The organism is Bilifractor porci (assembly GCF_009696005.1).
Taxonomy (GTDB): domain Bacteria; phylum Bacillota; class Clostridia; order Lachnospirales; family Lachnospiraceae; genus Bilifractor; species Bilifractor porci.
Genome location: NZ_VUMV01000001.1, coordinates 23,171 through 41,153, shown reverse-complemented (window position 1 = coordinate 41,153; position 17,983 = coordinate 23,171). Strand labels below are relative to the sequence as shown.

13 protein-coding genes, 1 other RNA gene and 1 other annotated feature are annotated in these 17,983 nt (G+C 50.4%); all 14 genes read right to left on the bottom strand.

Features of this window, described 5'->3' with window-relative positions; all coding sequences use genetic code 11:
• Positions 1–16: 16 nt before the first annotated feature.
• Positions 17–1,168, bottom strand: coding sequence for an acyl-CoA dehydrogenase (locus tag FYJ60_RS00165; RefSeq protein WP_154456574.1), 1,152 nt, complete (start codon positions 1,166–1,168; stop codon positions 17–19).
• Positions 1,169–1,183: 15 nt separating this feature from the next.
• Positions 1,184–2,068 carry a 3-hydroxyacyl-CoA dehydrogenase family protein gene (locus FYJ60_RS00160; protein ID WP_154456573.1) on the bottom strand — a complete coding sequence of 295 codons (885 nt, stop codon included), beginning with the start codon at positions 2,066–2,068 and terminating at the stop codon, positions 1,184–1,186.
• 55 nt (positions 2,069–2,123) lie between these two features.
• Complete coding sequence (locus tag FYJ60_RS00155) at positions 2,124–2,918, bottom strand: enoyl-CoA hydratase-related protein (RefSeq protein ID WP_154456572.1); 795 nt, start codon at positions 2,916–2,918, stop codon at positions 2,124–2,126.
• A 75-nt stretch (positions 2,919–2,993) separates the two neighbouring features.
• Positions 2,994–4,175, bottom strand: a complete 1,182-nt coding sequence (locus FYJ60_RS00150; RefSeq protein ID WP_154456571.1) for an acetyl-CoA C-acetyltransferase — start codon at positions 4,173–4,175, stop codon at positions 2,994–2,996.
• Between the two features lie 361 nt (positions 4,176–4,536).
• Positions 4,537–5,886, bottom strand: a complete 1,350-nt coding sequence (locus FYJ60_RS00145) for a butyryl-CoA:acetate CoA-transferase (protein WP_154456570.1) — start codon at positions 5,884–5,886, stop codon at positions 4,537–4,539.
• Positions 5,887–6,083: 197 nt separating this feature from the next.
• Entirely contained in the window at positions 6,084–7,112 is a 1,029-nt protein-coding gene (gene queA / locus FYJ60_RS00140; protein WP_154456569.1) for a tRNA preQ1(34) S-adenosylmethionine ribosyltransferase-isomerase QueA, read from the bottom strand.
• Positions 7,099–7,770: a histidine phosphatase family protein gene (locus FYJ60_RS00135; RefSeq protein WP_154456568.1), complete on the bottom strand. Its 672-nt coding sequence runs from the start codon at positions 7,768–7,770 to the stop codon at positions 7,099–7,101. The genes queA and FYJ60_RS00135 overlap by 14 nt, the downstream gene beginning before the upstream one ends.
• Positions 7,771–7,785: 15 nt before the next feature.
• Positions 7,786–10,209, bottom strand: coding sequence for a phenylalanine--tRNA ligase subunit beta (gene pheT / locus FYJ60_RS00130; RefSeq protein ID WP_154456567.1), 2,424 nt, complete (start codon positions 10,207–10,209; stop codon positions 7,786–7,788).
• A gap of 52 nt (positions 10,210–10,261) precedes the next feature.
• Entirely contained in the window at positions 10,262–11,281 is a 1,020-nt protein-coding gene (pheS, locus tag FYJ60_RS00125; protein ID WP_154457047.1) for a phenylalanine--tRNA ligase subunit alpha, read from the bottom strand.
• Positions 11,282–11,490: 209 nt separating this feature from the next.
• Positions 11,491–11,722: a binding site (T-box leader), on the bottom strand.
• Between the two features lie 62 nt (positions 11,723–11,784).
• A non-coding RNA gene (gene ssrS, locus FYJ60_RS00120) (6S RNA) lies at positions 11,785–11,965 on the bottom strand.
• Positions 11,966–12,011: 46 nt separating this feature from the next.
• Positions 12,012–12,992, bottom strand: a complete 981-nt coding sequence (locus FYJ60_RS00115; protein ID WP_154456566.1) for a bifunctional 5,10-methylenetetrahydrofolate dehydrogenase/5,10-methenyltetrahydrofolate cyclohydrolase — start codon at positions 12,990–12,992, stop codon at positions 12,012–12,014.
• 87 nt (positions 12,993–13,079) lie between these two features.
• Positions 13,080–13,721: a cyclodeaminase/cyclohydrolase family protein gene (locus FYJ60_RS00110; protein WP_154456565.1), complete on the bottom strand. Its 642-nt coding sequence runs from the start codon at positions 13,719–13,721 to the stop codon at positions 13,080–13,082.
• 312 nt (positions 13,722–14,033) lie between these two features.
• Positions 14,034–15,710, bottom strand: a complete 1,677-nt coding sequence (locus FYJ60_RS00105; protein ID WP_154456564.1) for a formate--tetrahydrofolate ligase — start codon at positions 15,708–15,710, stop codon at positions 14,034–14,036.
• A 309-nt stretch (positions 15,711–16,019) separates the two neighbouring features.
• A complete protein-coding gene (gene acsV / locus FYJ60_RS00100; RefSeq protein WP_154456563.1) occupies positions 16,020–17,954 on the bottom strand; it encodes a corrinoid activation/regeneration protein AcsV in 1,935 nt (644 codons plus the stop codon).
• Positions 17,955–17,983 lie beyond the last annotated feature (29 nt).

The following is a 17,983-nucleotide window of genomic DNA, read 5'->3' as shown; positions in this document are numbered from 1 at the left end:
GGTCTCGACCTCCTGCTTATCTCAGTAATGCACCGGAGATAACCATACGCTGAACCTCAGAGGTTCCCTCGTAGATCTCGGTAATCTTCGCATCACGCATCATACGCTCTACATCGTACTCCCTGATATAACCGTAACCGCCATGGAGCTGGACAGCCTTAGAAGTTACCCAGGAAGCAGTTTCCGCAGCAAACAACTTCGCCTTTGCCGCTTCCACCGTATAGACCGGACCGTTGTCCTTTGCCCGTGCAGCCTTATAGACCAGAAGCTGGGCAGCCTCTGTGCGAGTTGCCATATCCGCCAGCTGGAACTGTGTATTCTGGAACTGGGAGATGGAACGGCCAAACTGTTTTCTTTCCTTCGTATAGGCAATCGTCAGATCCAGAGCTCCTTCTGCCAGGCCGAGTGCCTGGGCCGCAATTCCGATACGTCCGCCGTCCAGACTGTGCATGGCGATATTAAAGCCCTTGCCCTTCTGTCCGAGCAGATTCTCCTTCGGAATTCTGCAGTCCTCGAAAATCAGCTCATAGGTAGAGGAACCGCGGATTCCCATTTTCTTTTCCTTCGTTCCGAAGGAGAAGCCCGGTGTTCCTTTTTCCACGATAAAAGCGGAAATTTCCTTCATCTTCTTGCCGCGCTTTTCTACAATGCCGGTTACGGCGATGATGATATACACATCTGCCACCTTGCCGTTTGTGATAAAGCACTTGGAACCGTTCAGAACCCACTCATCCCCGTCAAGAACAGCCTTCGTCTGCTGTCCCTGGGCATCTGTGCCTGCGCCCGGCTCGGTAAGGCCGAAAGCGCCGATCTTTCTTCCGGAAGCCAGATCCGGCAGATATTTCTGCTTCTGCTCCTCGGTGCCGAAGGTAAGAATCGGATCCATGCACAGAGAGGTATGGGCGGAAAGAGCAACCGCTGTGGTACCGCAGACCTTTGCGATCTCCTCTACACACATCACGTAGGTCAGGACATCACAGCCCTGTCCGCCGTACTCGCGCGGAATCGGGATTCCCATAAATCCGTATCTGGCCATTTTTTCGATTGTCTCTGCGGGGAATCTCTCTTCTTCATCGATCTCCTGCGCAAGAGGCTTTACTTCATTCTGCGCAAACTCACGGAAGAGGCTGCGCGCCATCTCATGCTTTTTATCCAATGTAAAATCCATGTCATCCTCCCGACATTAAATGACTGCTTCCTCGTCTACCGGAACCTTCTGGCCGTCCGCGTAATCATAGAAACCGACGCCGGACTTAACGCCAAGCTTGTTGCCGCGGACCATCTTGCGAAGGAGAGGAGCCGGACGGTATTTGGAATCTCCGGTATCATGGTAAATGGTTTCCAGAATGGCCAGGACAATATCCAGTCCGATATAATCGCCCAGCTCCAGCGGTCCCATCGGGTGATTGCAGCCAAGCTTCATAGCAATATCAATGTCGCGGATTTTTGCGATACCCTCGGAGTAAACGAAAATAGCTTCGTTGATCATCGGGATTAGAATTCTGTTGACAACAAAGCCGGGAGCCTCGTCAACCTGTACCGGTGTTTTTCCGAGCATCTCGGAAATTTTCTTAATGCGGTCAACGGTTTTCTGATAGGTGTTGATTCCCGCGATAACCTCTACCAGCTTCATGGCCGGAGCCGGATTGAAGAAATGCATGCCGATGCAGGGGCTGGGAAGGCCTGCGCCGATCTCTGTGATGGAAAGAGAGGAAGAGTTCGTCGCGTAAATGCATTTCGGATTGCGGACAATCTGATACTGCAGCTCGCGGAAAACATTCTTCTTGGACTCCATATCCTCTATGGAAGCCTCAACGATCAGGTCCGGGTCGATGCAGATGGTGTTCAGACCTGTCGTAATTTTTCCGAGGATCTGATCTACCTCTTCCTGTGTCATTTTTCCTCTGGCAACTCTCTTGTCCAGAGCTTTTTTAATTTTGCCTTTTCCTCTCTCGGCAAATTCCTCCTTGATGTCGCAGAGATAAACCTTCTCTACGTCCGGGCACTGTGCGAAAGTCTGCGCAATACCGGATCCCATGGTACCGGCACCGATAACTCCTACCTTCATGTGTTTTTCCTCCTGTTTCACATAACTTCTGTTATTTTTTCAAAACGCCTTCTGATTATTTATTCTGAAAAGCGACGTGCTTTACCTTTTTCGGGTCATCCTTTTTGCGAAGGAAATTAGCCATTCCCTCTCTCTGGTCTTCCGTCTCAAAGCAGGAGCCGAACAGCTTCTCCTCTGTTACAACGGCCTGATCCATATCCTGCTGAAGTCCGTCGTTAATCGCCTTTTTGCATGCTCTTACGGCAATCGGCGCATTGCCTGCAATGACAGAGGCAAGCTTTTTCGCTGTGGGAAGCAGTTCTTCCTGCGTTGTTACCTGATTGACCAGGCCAATCCGCAGCGCTTCATCCGCCTTGATGTTTCTTGCCGTATAAACCAGCTGTTTGGCCATTCCCGGGCCTATCAGTCTGGCAAGTCTCTGCGTTCCGCCGAAGCCTGGCGTGATGCCCAGTCCGACCTCCGGCTGTCCGAATACCGCATTATCCGAGCAGATGCGGAAATCACAGCTCATGGCGATCTCGTTTCCGCCGCCCAAGGCAAAACCATTGACAGCAGCGATCACCGGAATCGGGAAGGTCTCGATTCTGCGGAACAGGTCATTGCCCTTCTTGCCGAAAGCCGTTCCCTCTTCCTTGGAAAGCGTGCTCATCTCTCCGATATCAGCACCGGCGACAAAGGACTTGTCTCCGCTTCCGGTAAGAATCAGAACACGAATCGTTTCCAGATCCACCCCGTCCAGAGCCGCGCTCAGATCATCCAGCACCTCGCTGTTCAGCGCATTCAGTGCCTTCGGGCGGTCAATGGTAAGGATTCCTATTGCTCCTTCTGTTTCATATCTGACATATGCCATTGATAAAATCCTCCTGCTTTCATCCTCCCTCCGCCCGCTTCCGTTTCAGAAAACAGGCGGAGCGGAAATAACGGATCAGTCTCTCTCTACAACTGTCGCACAGCCCATGCCGCCGCCGATGCAAAGGGTAGCGAGGCCTTTCTTCGCGTCTCTCTTCTCCATCTCATGAAGCAGCGTAACCAGAATTCTGCAGCCGGATGCTCCTACCGGATGTCCGAGGGCGATGGCGCCGCCGTTTACATTCAGTTTTGTCGGATCAAATCCCAGCTCCTTGCCTACGGCAACGGACTGGGCAGCGAATGCTTCGTTCGCTTCTACCAGATCCATATCCTTAACCTCAAGTCCTACCTTTGCCATAACGTTCTTGGTAGCAACAACCGGGCCGACACCCATGATGGCCGGATCCACACCGCCAAGCGCTCCGCCAAGCCAGGTGGCCATCGGTTTTACCCCAAGCTCCTTCGCTGCCTTCTCACTCATAACGACGACTGCCGCGGCACCGTCATTGATACCGGAGGCATTTCCTGCGGTAACAACTCCTCCTGCCTTGAACGCGGGTTTCAGTCTTGCAAGGCTTTCCGCTGTTGTTCCCGGTCTCGGGCCTTCATCCGTGTCAACAAGAACCGTCTGCTTTTTCTGCTTTACTTCAACCGGAACGATCTCATCCTTAAATCTTCCGGATTCCATTGCCGCGCATGCCTTCTGCTGGCTGTTTGCGGAAAACTCATCCAGCTCCTCGCGGGTCAGATTCCATTTTTCCGCGACATTCTCCGCGGTAATTCCCATATGATAGTTGTTGAAGGCATCCCACAGGGCATCGTTAACCATGGTATCAACCAGCGTATTGTTTCCCATACGGTAGCCGAAACGTCCCTTCATCAGTGCGTAGGGTGCCATGGACATACTTTCCATACCGCCCGCAACCACGATCTCCGCCTCTCCGGCGCGGATCATAGCCGCCGCTGTGTTGACAGCATTCAGACCGGAACCGCAGACAATATTCATGGTTACCGCCGGACACTCTACCGGAAGTCCGGCCTTAATGGATGCCTGACGTGCTACATTCTGTCCAAGTCCGGCCTGGATAACACATCCCATATAAACCATATCTACCTTTTCTGCGGGAACACCGGCTCTTTTCAGAGCTTCTTTGATCACGATAGAGCCCATATCAACTGCCGGTGTTGTAGATAAGCCGCCGCCCATTTTTCCGATTGCGGTTCTGCATGCACCTGCAAGAACAATTTTCTCTGCCATAATATTTCCTCCTTTTTTATCCTCTCCGGATTGCTTCACGAAATTGTATTTTCATTGATACAATCAATATACTGGACGCCCCGGATTTTGTCAATGAATTAACAATCGTTTCGGCAAGATTCCTCCATAATGTCTGTTTAATATTTAACAATCACTACAAAGTGTAGATTTTTTCAAATTTGAAAACGACAAGGTTTACAAATATTTCTCGGCTTTTTTGTGCAAAAAGCGGAGGGTCTGAGACCACTCCGCTTCTTCTTGCTTTGTTCCGCCGCTGTTCTTCGGCGCTTCTGTTTTTTATAAATCTCTGCCCTGCCTTTTGGCAGAACCGGGCGTTTCAGGAAAACGTTCCGGAGTATTTTCACTTCTTGTTAGATCTTCTCCAGATATGCATCTTCTCCGCGTCCCGGATCAGGCTGTCCCTGAAATCCGGATGCGCAATCCCGATCAGCGCCTCCGCCCTCTGCCATGTAGAAAGCCCCTTGAGACAGACCATCCCGTATTCTGTCACCACATACATACCGTTGGCCCTGGTATCTGTGACAATACTTCCGTCCGCCAGTGTAGGACGGATACGGCTTTTGAGTTCTCCCGTTTTCTTATCCGTAAAGGTGGAGGACATGCAGATAAAGCTCTTTCCGCCCTCCGACGCATAGGCGCCCAGAACAAAATCCAGCTGCCCGCCGGCACCGGAAATATTGCGGATGCCGGAGCTCTCCGCGTTAATCTGACCAAAGAGGTCAATATCCACCGCATTATTGATAGAGATAAAATTGCTGAGCGCGGCAATCTTCCGGTAATCATTCACATAATCGACTGGGGCGCTCAGGCACTCCGGATTCTCATTCAGATAATCGTACATTTTCTGCGAACCGCCGGCAAACGCGTAGGCCTGACGCCCACGGTCAATTTCCTTCCGCATGCCGGTAATTTTTCCGGCCTCCGCCATATCCACAAACGCATCCACATACATCTCTGAATGAATGCCGAGATCCTTGAGATCACTCTGCGCGATCATCGCTCCGATGGCATTCGGCATGCCTCCGATTCCCAGCTGCAGGCAGGCGCCGTCCGGTATCTCCGCCGTAACCAGCTCCGCCACTTTCTTATCTACCTCAGAAGGTTCCGGGGCTTTCCCCGTCACGTCCATAGGCGGATTATCGCCCTCTACAATCTTATCCACCTGGTCAATGTGTATGCAGTTCTCATACCCGCCCAGGCAGACAGGCATATTGGCGTTGACCTCTACGATAACCGTGTCGGCGACTTCGCAGGCCGCCATCATATGGCTGGCACTGGGACCGAAGTTAAAATAACCGTGGCTGTCCATCGGGGCCACCTGAATCATTACGACATTCAGATGAAATGCCCGGCGGTCCCTGTAATAGCGCGGCAGCTCGGAATACTTGATCGGGGCATAAAAACTGAATCCCCTGGAAACAGCCTTCCGCTCGATTCCGTTCATGTGCCAGCTGTTCCATGTAAAATGCTCCTCCGGATGCTCGATCCGGAAGATAGCCGGTTCATGCATCAGCACGCCGCCGTGAATGTTCACATCGTGAAGCTCCGGCATTCTTTCCGCCAGAGCGGCGTCTGTGGCAACCGGCGTATTGGTACACCAGCCGTAATCCACCCAGTCCCCGCTCTTGATCACAGATACTGCCTCTTCCGCCGTGGTCAGTTTGCTTTTATATTCTTCTGCGTAATTCATCCTATCCTCCGTCCTTAAAAAACACCTCTACAATTCGTGAAGCAGTTCCGTGTGTTTCAAGGCTGCATCATGCCGACGCGGGCATGTGCCGGATTTCCCTGCCCGGTTATCGTTCCGGACGAGTCTGTGAAATACCAAAATCGTAGTTACAATTATGACACAGAGAGACGCACAAATGCAAGTACCTGGCGAACGGACTACTCAATCAGCATGGCATCCCCGAACGAGAAAAAGCGGTATTTTTCTCTGACAGCCTCCTGGTAGGCATGCATGATATGATCTTTTCCCGCAAAGGCGGAAACCAGCATAATCAGTGTGGATTCCGGAAGATGGAAATTGGTAATAAGACCGTCCATAATTTTGAACCGATAACCCGGATAAATAAAAATGCTGGTCCAGGCGCTACCGGGATGCAGAATTCCGTTTTCGTCGGATGCTGACTCAAGCGTTCTGCAGCTGGTCGTCCCGACGCAGATAATTCTCCCTCCTGCAGCCTTCGTGTCATTGATCAGCTTTGCCTGATCCTCCTCCACAATATACAGCTCGGAGTGCATCTTATGTTCGGTAACATCCTCTACCTTTACGGGGCGGAATGTTCCCAGCCCGACATGCAGCGTGACATGCGCAATTTTTACGCCCTTTTGCTGAATCTCCTGCAAGAGTTCTTTGGTAAAATGAAGTCCAGCCGTAGGAGCAGCCGCGGATCCGTCATTTTTCGCGTAAACGGTATTGTACCTTGTCTTATCCTTCAGCTTATGCTTGATATAGGGCGGCAGGGGCATCTCCCCCAGCTGGTCCAGTATCTCCTCAAAAATGCCGTTGTAGTGGAACTGGATAAAACGGTTTCCGTCCTCTGTCACATCCAGCACAGTTCCGGTAAGCAGTCCTTCATGTCCAAACACAAGCTCCGTGCCGATACGGCATTTTTTTCCCGGCCTTACCAGCGTCTCCCAGACATTGTCCTTTCTCCTCACAAGAAGAAGAACCTCGATCAGTGCTCCGGTATCCTTTTTGGTCCCGTACAGTCTGGCCGGTATGACCTTTGTATCATTGAGCACCAGACAGTCTCTGTCGGTCAGGTGATCGATCACCTGCGTAAAATGCTCGTGCCGGATCTCGCCCGTCCCTCTGTTCAGAACCATCAGCCGGGAGGCGCTTCTGTCCTCCAGCGGGTCCTGAGCGATCAGCTCCTCCGGCAAATCATAGTAAAAATCACTTGTTTTCATTTAACTCCGCATCCCTCTGTGCCTGGTAGAAATTATGGTAATATTCCTTCCCGTAATAAACGCGGTCGGATTCCTCCAGCCGTCCCCTGCCGTTTTCCACAACCACCTTGCTCACCGCACAGTTCATGGGCACTCCTCCGTGCCAGAAATCTGATTTGTCCTCGTAGACATTATTCAGAAACGCCCGGCTGGCGCATCCGTGGGTGGAAATCAGAATGCTCTTGTCCTGCAGGTCGGGATTGTGTATCAGTTCCTCATAAAAATCACGGCACCTGTCCACCACATCCCGGACGCTTTCTCCGCCTTCCGGCGGCTGATAATTCCAGGGATCCTCATGAAAGGCCAGATAGCGCTCCCTGGGGATCTCCAGCCTGTTCAGATCACAGCATTTTCCCTCCCAGATTCCGAAGGCGATTTCCATCACTCTCTTTTCTTCCAGAATAGGAATTTGTCTTCCCTGGCAGACAATTTCCGCCGTATGCTTTGCCCGGATCAGCGGGCTGGTGTAACAGAGATCCAGGGGAATATCTTTCATTCCGTCCCTTGTTTTTTCCGCCAGGAGTACACCTTCGCTGTCCAGATCCGCCCCGTGCTGCCCCTGCAGTCTGCGCTGTTTATTCCATGATGTCTCCCCATGTCTGATTACATATAAGATCAAAGCAATTTCCCCTTCTTACTGCCGCAGCTCAATCCCCATATCCGAAAGTCCCTTCAGGATTCTGTTCATGGCTGTGTTGATGTCAGCTTCCTCCAGCGTTCTTTCCCTGGATCGGAACACCAGAGAATATGCCATAGACTTATAACCGTCCTTTACCTGCTCGCCTTCATAAATATCAAACAGGGATAATTCCTCCAAAATGGCGCCTCCGCCCTGACGGATCACCTTTTCCAGATCCGCCGCCTGGATATTCTTCGGAACAACCATGGAAAGATCTCTGGAGACTGCCGGGAATCTGGCAATTCCATGGTATTTGCGGTCAAAGGTCGCAAAAGGTAAGATTTCCGGAAAATCCAGGACGGCCAGATAGGTTCTTTCTCCGATCCCGTAGCTTCTTGTCACCAGGGGATGAACCTCTCCCAGAAAGCCGATAATCTTTCCGTCATAAATAATATTTGCCTGTCTGCCGGGATGAAGGAAAGGCTTTCCCGCTTCCGCGTCATACTCCAGACGGTCATGCATGCCGATCTGTCCAAGGAATTCCTCCGCGACGCCCTTCATATCATAAAAATCTCCCTCTCCGTACATGCCGAGGGTGAACTGCATTCTTTCATCCGGCAGCTCGGTAAGCGGAAGAGACTTTGGGATGTAAATATTGCCCAGCTCATACAGACGAACATTTTTGTTTCTCCGGTTGTAATTGGTCGAGAGGGAGACCAGCATTCCGTTTACCGAAGTTGTCCGCATAACGGAAAAATCCTCTCCCAGCGGATTGGAGATTTGTATGGCTCTGCGGTGTACATCATCCTGCGGAAGAAGCAGTCTGTCAAACACCTTCGGGCTCTCGAAGGAATAGCACATTCCCTGGGAGAATCCGCAGTATTCTGCCACATCTCTTGCCTTTGCCTCCACCCTGTTCTTAAAGGAAAGCTTTCCTGTGGTGGCTTCTCCTCTGGGCAGCGTCGTAGGAATATTGTTGTAGCCGAAGAATCTGGCTACCTCTTCCGCAATATCACAGCATCTGTGAATATCCTGCCGGAAGGTAGGCGCAACAATTTCATTTGTCTTTTCATCGTAACGAAGCTCTACCTTGGCCAGATAATCCAGCATCTGTTTCGCGGAAAGAGCGGTTCCCAGCAGGCTGTTGATTTTATCCGGCTCGAAAAGGACTCTGGACTCCTCCCGTTTCACCGGGTAGATATCAATGGCTCCTCCGACTACTTCTCCGGCACTGAATTCTTCGATCAGCTGGCAGGCGCGGTTCATCGCTTCCATGGCATTGTTCGGATCCAGTCCCTTGTCAAATTTCCGGGAAGCATCTGTCTGGTGTCCGATTTTTCTGGATGAGAGACGGATGTTCGTTCCGTCGAAGCACGCTGCCTCAAACAGCATGGTATGAACCTGATCGGTAATCATGGAATTTTCTCCCCCCATGATACCGGCCAGTCCTACTGCCTTCTCCGCGTCGTTAATCGTCAGAATGGTATGATCCAGCGTATACTCGTTACCGTCCAGAGTTGTGAACTTCTCCCCGTCCTGTGCGCGTTTTACAATAATTTTATGTCCGGAAATGGTGTCCAGATCATAGGCATGCATGGGCTGCCCGTATTCCTCCATCACATAATTGGTAATATCCACTACATTATTGATGGGACGGATTCCGTTTGCCGCCAGGCGCCTCTGCATCCAGACTGGAGAAGGGGCAAGTTTAATATTTTTGACCACACGGGCAGTATAACGCGGGCAGAGTTCTGGTGCTTCCACCTCTACCTGAATATAGTCATTTACATCTTCGCTGTTTCCGGTAGGCGTAACTTCCGGGAGAACAAATTTCTTATCAAAGGTCGCCGCAGCTTCTCTGGCAATGCCGATCACACTGTAGCAGTCCACCCGGTTAGAGGTAATTTCATATTCGATATTCACATCGTCCAGTCCGAGAGCATGAACGGCATCATCTCCGGGCTTCACACCAGAGTTCTCAGCAAATGCGTAGATTCCGTTTTCCGGAGCTTCCGGATAGAATTCACGGCTGCTTCCAAGTTCTTCTATGGAACACATCATGCCGTCGGAATCTACCCCGCGCAGCTTTCCTGCGTGAATTTTGATTCCGCCCTCTGTAAGCGTCCCGTCATGTCCGCCGGCTACCCTTCCTCCGGGCAGGACAACAGGAGTCAGCATTCCGACCACTGCGTTCGGAGCTCCTGTGACAATCTGGACGTTTTTTTCTCCTATATCCACCTGACAAATGACTAAATGATCAGAATCCGGATGCTTCTCCAGAGAAATAATTTTTCCGACCACGATTTTTTCCAGATCGCGGTCCAGCCTGGTAAATCCTTCCACCTTGGTTCCGGAAAGCGTCATCGCGTCACAGTATTCCTGCGCACTGCAGTCCAGATCCGGCACATACATCTTTATCCATGAAAGTGAAGTGTTCATACTCTTGTCTCCGTTTCTGTTTATGTTTTAACCTTCCATGCTCCAAAACCTTTTAGAACTGTTTCAGGAACCGGATATCATTTTCATATAACAGTCTCATGTCATCAATCTCATATTTCAAAAGCGCGATTCTTTCCAGTCCGACTCCGAAGGCAAAGCCTGTATACTCCTCCGGGTCTATACCGCACATCTCCAGCACATGCGGATGCACCATGCCGCAGCCGAGAATCTCAATCCATCCCTCGCCCTTGCAGAAGCGGCATCCCTTCCCTCCGCACTTAAAACAGCTGACATCCATCTCCGCGCTGGGCTCCGTAAACGGAAAATGATGCGGACGGAATTTTGTCTTTGTATCTGGTCCGAAGATTTCTCTGGCAAACTGTTCCAGCGTTCCCTTCAGATCCGCAAATGTGATGTTTTTATCTACCACAAGTCCCTCTACCTGATGGAAGGAAGGAGAATGCGTCGCGTCCACCTCGTCCGCGCGGAACACACGTCCGGGCGAGATCATACGGATCGGCAGTTTACCTTGCTCCATTCTTCTTGCCTGAACAGGAGAGGTCTGCGTACGCAGAACAATGTCCTTATTAATATAAAAAGTGTCCTGTTCATCTTTCGCGGGATGGTTCGGCGGAATATTGAGCTTGGTGAAATTGTATTCATCCCACTCTATTTCCGGACCCTCTACAACCTCATAACCCATGCCGATAAAAATACGCTCCATCTCCTCCAGAGCTATGGTATTGGGGTGACGGTGTCCGATATCCGCTTTCCTGGCTGGAAGTGTCACATCAATTTTCTCCCCTTCCATCTGCCGTTCCATCTTCTCCTGATCCAGACGCTGCCGCATCTCTGCAAGTTTGGACTCTATCCGATCCCTCGCCTCATTGACCATCTGGCCGACCTTCGGCCTGTCCTCCGGCGCAACATCCTTCATCCCCTTCATGACTTCCTTCAGCTCGCCTTTTTTACCCAGAACACTGACACGGATCTCATTCAATGCCTCCGTTGTCTTTACGTTCTGCATTTTTTCCAGTGTTTTGAAGACAATTGAATCCAATTTTTCCTTCATGCCGTCGCTCATATTTTTCCTCCTGCCGCCGCTTACGCGGCTCTGCTTGTCCACCACCGCTTGACCGTGCTTTGCACGGCTTCATGCTCATTCCTGTTGTCGTCGCTGCCCGCGCCCTGCTCCTTCGCTTTTTGTGACGTGTATAAGTCTACGCGTCACTCCGCTGCTTCGCAGCTCTCGTGCCGCTAACACTAAAAAAGCCCCGCCCTGACAGGGACGAGGTTTAAAATCGCGGTACCACCCTTATTCCCGGAATGTTTAATCCCGGACACTCTTTACTGCTGTAACGTGCAGGCACGTCCGCACCTATCTGGAAATTCTTTCAGCGCGGAAGCTCCGGCGCGAACCTCTGACTGTACAGGAACCAGAGAGAACTTTCAGCCCTGGGTTCTCTCTCTCTATTGGAAAATACAGTCATACTGACGCCTTCACAGCTTTTAACCACTGCTATGATAGACGTTTTACAGAACACTGTCAAGAAAAAAGGCGGGAAGCTGCGCTTCCCGCCACCCGGAATGCCGTTCCCGCCTTTTGACTCCTAGACGAATCTAGGTGGGCGACCGCATATACGCTTCTGCCTTCCACTGCAAACGGAGGCCTGACATCCGCGTATAAATATGGGAATCCCTTTTTAAAGCAAATGTAGGTTCAAAAACAGCAGGTGATCGAACACCCCAGGAAAAAATGTCTCTTGTCAAAGACTCACTCTCGCTTACAAACCGAATACCTCTTACTGGATATTATTCTGAAGCTTGCATGCCTTGATCAGATTTCTCGCAAGGATTGCAGAGGTAATCGCTCCGACTCCGGGAACCGGTGTCTTCATGGCAACTTTCTCCTCTACCGCATCCTCGCAGCAGCCATAGGTTTTAATCTTCTGCCTTCCGGTCTTTTCATTGATAACCGGCTGGCCATTCTCATCAAATACCTTTGTGCGAACCACGGCGGCATCAATGACGATCTGATCCTCCGTGAGCATATCCGCGGTGATGGAGTCCTTAAACGGAGTAGCGGCAATAACAACATCTGCCCGCTTAATATAATCATTCTTCACCTCTGCGTGTGTCAAATGATGAACAATGGAAACGGTTGCAAAACGATTGGTCAGCATCATAGAAACCGGTTTTCCGATTACATTGGAGTTGTTGATGATGCAGACATCCAGCCCGCAGGCGACATCATCCTCCTGCCCCGGCTTAGCCAGCGGAAGCTTCTCGTATTTTTTACGTACATGAGCCTTGATCTCCTCTGCGTAATAATCAATCACAGCGACAATTGCCTGCGCCGTGCAGGGATACAGGCCAGTCGGATCGTTGATAACCAGCTTTCCCATATTAGCGGATGTGCAGGCATCCACATCCTTCAGCGGACTCAGATTTTCGCCGATGGCGACGTTCTCGTCGATGTTGTCCAGCGGACGGAACGCCAGAATTCCGTGAATTGACGGATCAGCATTTATCTCACGGAATTTTTTGATATAGTCTTCCTGAGAAACATCTGCCGGCATAGCAAAAACCTCAACTTCAATTCCTGCCTCTGCCATTGTCTTGGTCGCACCTTTCTCGTAGGAAAGATCCGGTCCTTTTTCTCCTACACGGACAATTCCCAGCTTCGGGGTAATTCCTCTTTCCTTCAGCTTATCTGCCTCTGCCTTGCACTCGTCTTTAATGGACTGTGCAACCAGTTTACAATCTAAAACCTTTGCGCTCATTGGAAACGCCCTCCTGTTCTCTGTCTGGCTTTATTTTATAGCCAGAAGGTCTGATTGACAAGTTTTTTCTCATGCAATCGGGAAATCCTATTCACCGAGTATACCAAGAACCTTCCGGTATACATCTTCACAGATTGTGATATCGCTCTCCATCATAGGAATCAGCTCTTTACGAAGCTCTTCTGTAAATATCTGGTCGGTGATGCAGTTCAGATTTACCACAACATTCAGCCAGGCACTCTGCATGGCTGCCTTCAGAAGCAAAACCCCGCAGCCCACATCCGAAACAGCCAGACGAGAGCCCTTATCTGCCAGTTCTTCTTCCAGAGCGACTGCCTCGTGGCAGATTCTCATAATTTCCACGGGACCCTGAACAGCGACCTTGAAACACTTCTGCAGGGTCTCTTCCTTTGTCTTTTTTTCTTCCTCCGTATCTTTGGGAAGCCCGTATGCCCTGGAGAGCGGATAAAAGTTCTCCGCATCCTCATCAATCAGCTGAAGAAGCTTCTGCTGCAGCTCATCTGTTTTTTGCAGAATCCTCTGAATGTCATCTTCATATTGGGCATATTTTTTCTTCCCGGCGGTCAGACTGCAGACCATTCCGCCAAGCGCTGTTCCCAAGGCACCCGTCAGAGCAGCCACTCCGCCCCCTCCGGGTACCGGAGCTTTAGAGGAAAGCTGAAGGACAAAATCCGTACAGCTTACACCTCTCAAATTACTTTTTTCCATGTTCCTCCTGTCCGGACAGTCTTGTGCCCCTGCCCGCCGATAGATTATAACTTAAAATCATGGTATCTATTCAGCACCCCAGACTCAGAAAACTTCTGAAACCGTTCGGCGAGTAAGCTCTCCGTCCGGATTTCATCAGTTTTCTGGCGATGCTGAATAATTACAAATCATAAACCTGCGGACGAATCTGCCGGACGAAGCAAAAGGCGGATGCTCTGTACCGCAGATGACCGGAGAACAGCCGGCTCTGAAAATTTCTTTACAGACCGGCTGAAGCTCGGAAGCCGTCTCGCGAGGCTTACTTTTTATATTTTAGAACAGACCAGTGATCTTTCCGTCCTCATCGACGTCAATCTTCTCCGCTGCCGGTACCGGCGGCAGACCTGGCATTGTCATGACGTCTCCGGTCAGGGCTACAATAAAGCCTGCGCCGGCAGAAACCTTCAGGTTCCGCACCGTAATACGGAATCCTTTCGGAGCGCCCAGAAGCGCGGGATTGTCAGAAAAGCTGTACTGCGTCTTTGCCACACAGATCGGCAGATTGCCGAATCCGAGCTTCTCCAGTTCCTCCGCCTGCTTCGGTGCCTTTCCCACCAGATCCACACCGTCCGCATGGTAAATTTTCTTTGCAATGTCTTCCAGCTTTGCCTTGATTGGCTGATTCAGATCGTAGCTGTAGGAGAAATCGTTCGGCTGCTCGCAGAGACGGACAACCTCTTCTGCAAGGGCTACTCCGCCCTCGCCGCCTTTTGCCCATACCTCGGACAGAGCGACATTTACTCCCAGCTCTCTGCATTTTTTCTCTACCAGATCAAGTTCAGCCTTCGTATCTGTCGGGAACGCGTTAATCGCAACCACGGCCGGAAGCTTATAAACCCTGGTAATATTTTCTACATGCTGCAGAAGGTTCGGAAGTCCCTTTTCCAGAGCTTCCAGGTTCTCATGATTCAGATCCTTTTTATTCATGCCGCCGTGCATCTTCAGAGCGCGGACGGTAGCTACAATAACGACTGCATCCGGTTTCAGTCCGGCCAGACGGCATTTGATATCCAGGAATTTCTCTGCGCCCAGATCTGCGCCGAAACCGGCCTCTGTCACAACATAATCACCCAGCTTCAGAGCAACCTTGGTAGCGGTTACGCTGTTGCATCCGTGAGCGATATTAGCGAAAGGTCCGCCGTGTACAAATGCGGGCGTTCCCTCCAGCGTCTGAACCAGATTCGGTTTCAGAGCGTCCTTCAGAAGAGCTGCCATAGCTCCCTGTGCCTTCAGATCGCCGCAGGTGACAGGCTCTCCATCCACATTGTAAGCAACAATAATGCGAGCCAGGCGTTCCTTCAGATCACGGATATCGGAAGCAAGGCACAGAACTGCCATGATTTCAGAAGCAACAGTGATATCATATCCGTCCTCTCTGGGGCGTCCGTTTGTTCTTCCACCCAGACCATCTACCACAAAACGGAGCTGACGGTCGTTCATATCCACACAGCGCCTCCAGGTAATTCTGGTAGGATCAATGCGAAGCTTATTTCCCTGGTAAATATGATTGTCCAGCATGGCAGCAAGCAGGTTATTGGCAGCACCGATCGCATGGAAATCGCCTGTAAAATGAAGGTTGATATCTTCCATGGGAACAACCTGCGCGTAACCGCCGCCTGCAGCTCCTCCCTTAACACCGAATACCGGTCCAAGGGAAGGCTCACGAAGAGCGAGGACGGAATTTTTTCCGATCTTGCGAAGACCGTCTCCCAGTCCGACCGTCGTTGTTGTTTTTCCCTCTCCGGCCGGTGTCGGCGTAATGGCAGTGACAAGAATCAGTTTTCCGTTCGGCTCGTCCTTTTTATCCTTAAGAATACGGTAATCTACCTTTGCCTTGTAGTTTCCGTAAAGTTCAATATACTTGTCGTCTACACCGGCACGCTTCGCGATTTCGGTAATAGGCTCCATGACATTTTCCTGTGCAATCTGGATATCCGATTTAATCTCCATACTTTTAACCCTCCACATACTTTGCTGTGAATTTTGTTTCGTCCGGATACATATGTTCCGGCACGTTTTCATGGTTCTGGCAAATATTCAGTTGTATTGCAGTTTAATATGTCAGCAGCTTCACTTTCCCCCATTACAGCTCCTTTCCGTCCGATATTTCTGCTGATGCCCGTTCTGCGGGCTTCCTGCGTAGCTGACAAAGCTTATATGCACGATAACTTTGTCACAGAGTAGATTTTACCGTATTTCTGTTAAAAAGTAAACGATAATGTCAAATTTTTAACGTTATCGCAGGGCACCAGAGTCTGCTTATTCATTTTTCACTGTGACGGACGGAAACAGCCTGGTATCTGTATGCGGCAGAAAGCAGCTTGCAACAAATTCATCCATATAGGTCGGCACGGTTGAAAGCTCCAGGTAAGTCATATTGGACGCCACCTCATAGACCTTCTTTTCCGCGCTGGTGGAAAGCAGCTCCATATAGGCACCTGTAAGGGAAGAATTTCCAATATAGTGAAACTTATCCTGCGGAATATCCGGAAGCATCCCGATATTCACCGCATTGCGCATATTGATGCCGCTTCCGATTCCGCCGGCTACATAGACATCATCAATCATATCCACTGTGTAATCCAGATAGTTGAGCATGGTGCGCACGGCAGAGAAAATAGCTCCCTTTGCACGGATGAAGTTATCAATATCCACCTCTGTGATTTCCACATCCCGGACACTTCCCGCATCCTCTTCAAAAGCCAGGACATAACTTCCCATCCCGTATTTGTCGTGTTTGATCCGCCTGCCATCCCGGATAAACTTTCCCTTGGAATTAATAATTCCGTTAATATAAAGTTCCGCGATGACATCAATCAAACCGGAACCGCAAAGTCCTACGGGTTTTGTTCCCGGATCTCCGATGATGGAGAAGGACGGTTCCATAGTTTCAAAATCAATGGTGCATGCCTCAATAGCTCCGTCTGTTGCGCGCATGCCGCAACTGATATCTCCGCCTTCAAAAGCAGGACCCGCCGAGCAGGCGCAGCTGATCAGAAAATCCGAATTTCCCAGAACCAGCTCCCCATTGGTGCCAAGATCAATAAAAAGCGAGGTCTCCGGACGGTTCCAGATCATGCTGATAAAGGCACCGGCCGTAATATCGCCGCCTACGTAGCTGCCGATATTCGGCGATACAATGATGTGAGCATCCGGATGAATACAGATGCCAATGTCCGAAGCAAAAAGTGAGTTTGTCTTATAGAATGTCGGAATATAGGGCTCCATCCGGATCGGATCGGCGTAAACTCCCATCAAAAGATGATTCATGGTTGTATTAGACGCCACGGACATCCGGTAAATGTGATTTGCCTTAAACCCGGAAGCCTTGCACATCTCCGCTACCAGCGGATTGATCGTTTCCTTTACAACAGCGTCCTGAAGCCGTTTTCTGCCGCCCGGCCTGGACGCCTCGATGATCCGGTTGATAACATCGGCGCCATAGCGGATCTGCCCGTTACCGGAAGAAGCCTTTCCGATAATTTCTCCTGTCACCATGTTTACAAGAATGGCAGAAACCGTCGTAGTTCCGATATCTACCGCCAGACCACCGATCACCACTTGTTCCGTGGACGGAAAAATATCATAAATAAAAACATCCGAAGATATTTTTCTTACCACACACTTAACATGAAACTGCGAATCTCTCAGAACTCTGGCCAGCTTTACCATAACCGAATAAGGAATAGTAACATGTGCGATTCCCGTCTCACGGGAGACTGCCCGCATCAGCCTCTCGTTGTCCGGCATAGTATCCTCCAGGGATGGAACATTCATAACAACATCCAGAACCTCCATGTTGTTTTTCTGCTCAATCCCGGCATCAATGACCTGTTTTCTGGAGTTTTCAAAAATTTGCACTTCTTCACCCGAACTAAGATCTGCCACCTTCATTCTGCTTCGATAGGCAGATGCAATATCCGGAACCTCCAGCGTCACATCGCCGACAACCGTACTGCAGCAGGCAAGCCTCCAGCCCTCTGCATATTCCTCGTCAGTAATGTGCCTTGTCTGCTTGGAATCCAGCTCTCCGCTTAAAAGCTTGACCCGGCACTTTCCGCAGGACCCGTTTCCGGAACAGGGTGCATCAATCGCCACATTACTCCGCTGGGCAATCTGCAGTATTTTTTCCCCCTCGTTGGCAAAAGCCTCTACCGTATTCCCGCCCTGTACTTGAAATGTAACCTTGAACATAATAAAGAAACCTTTCTGATTTTATTTTC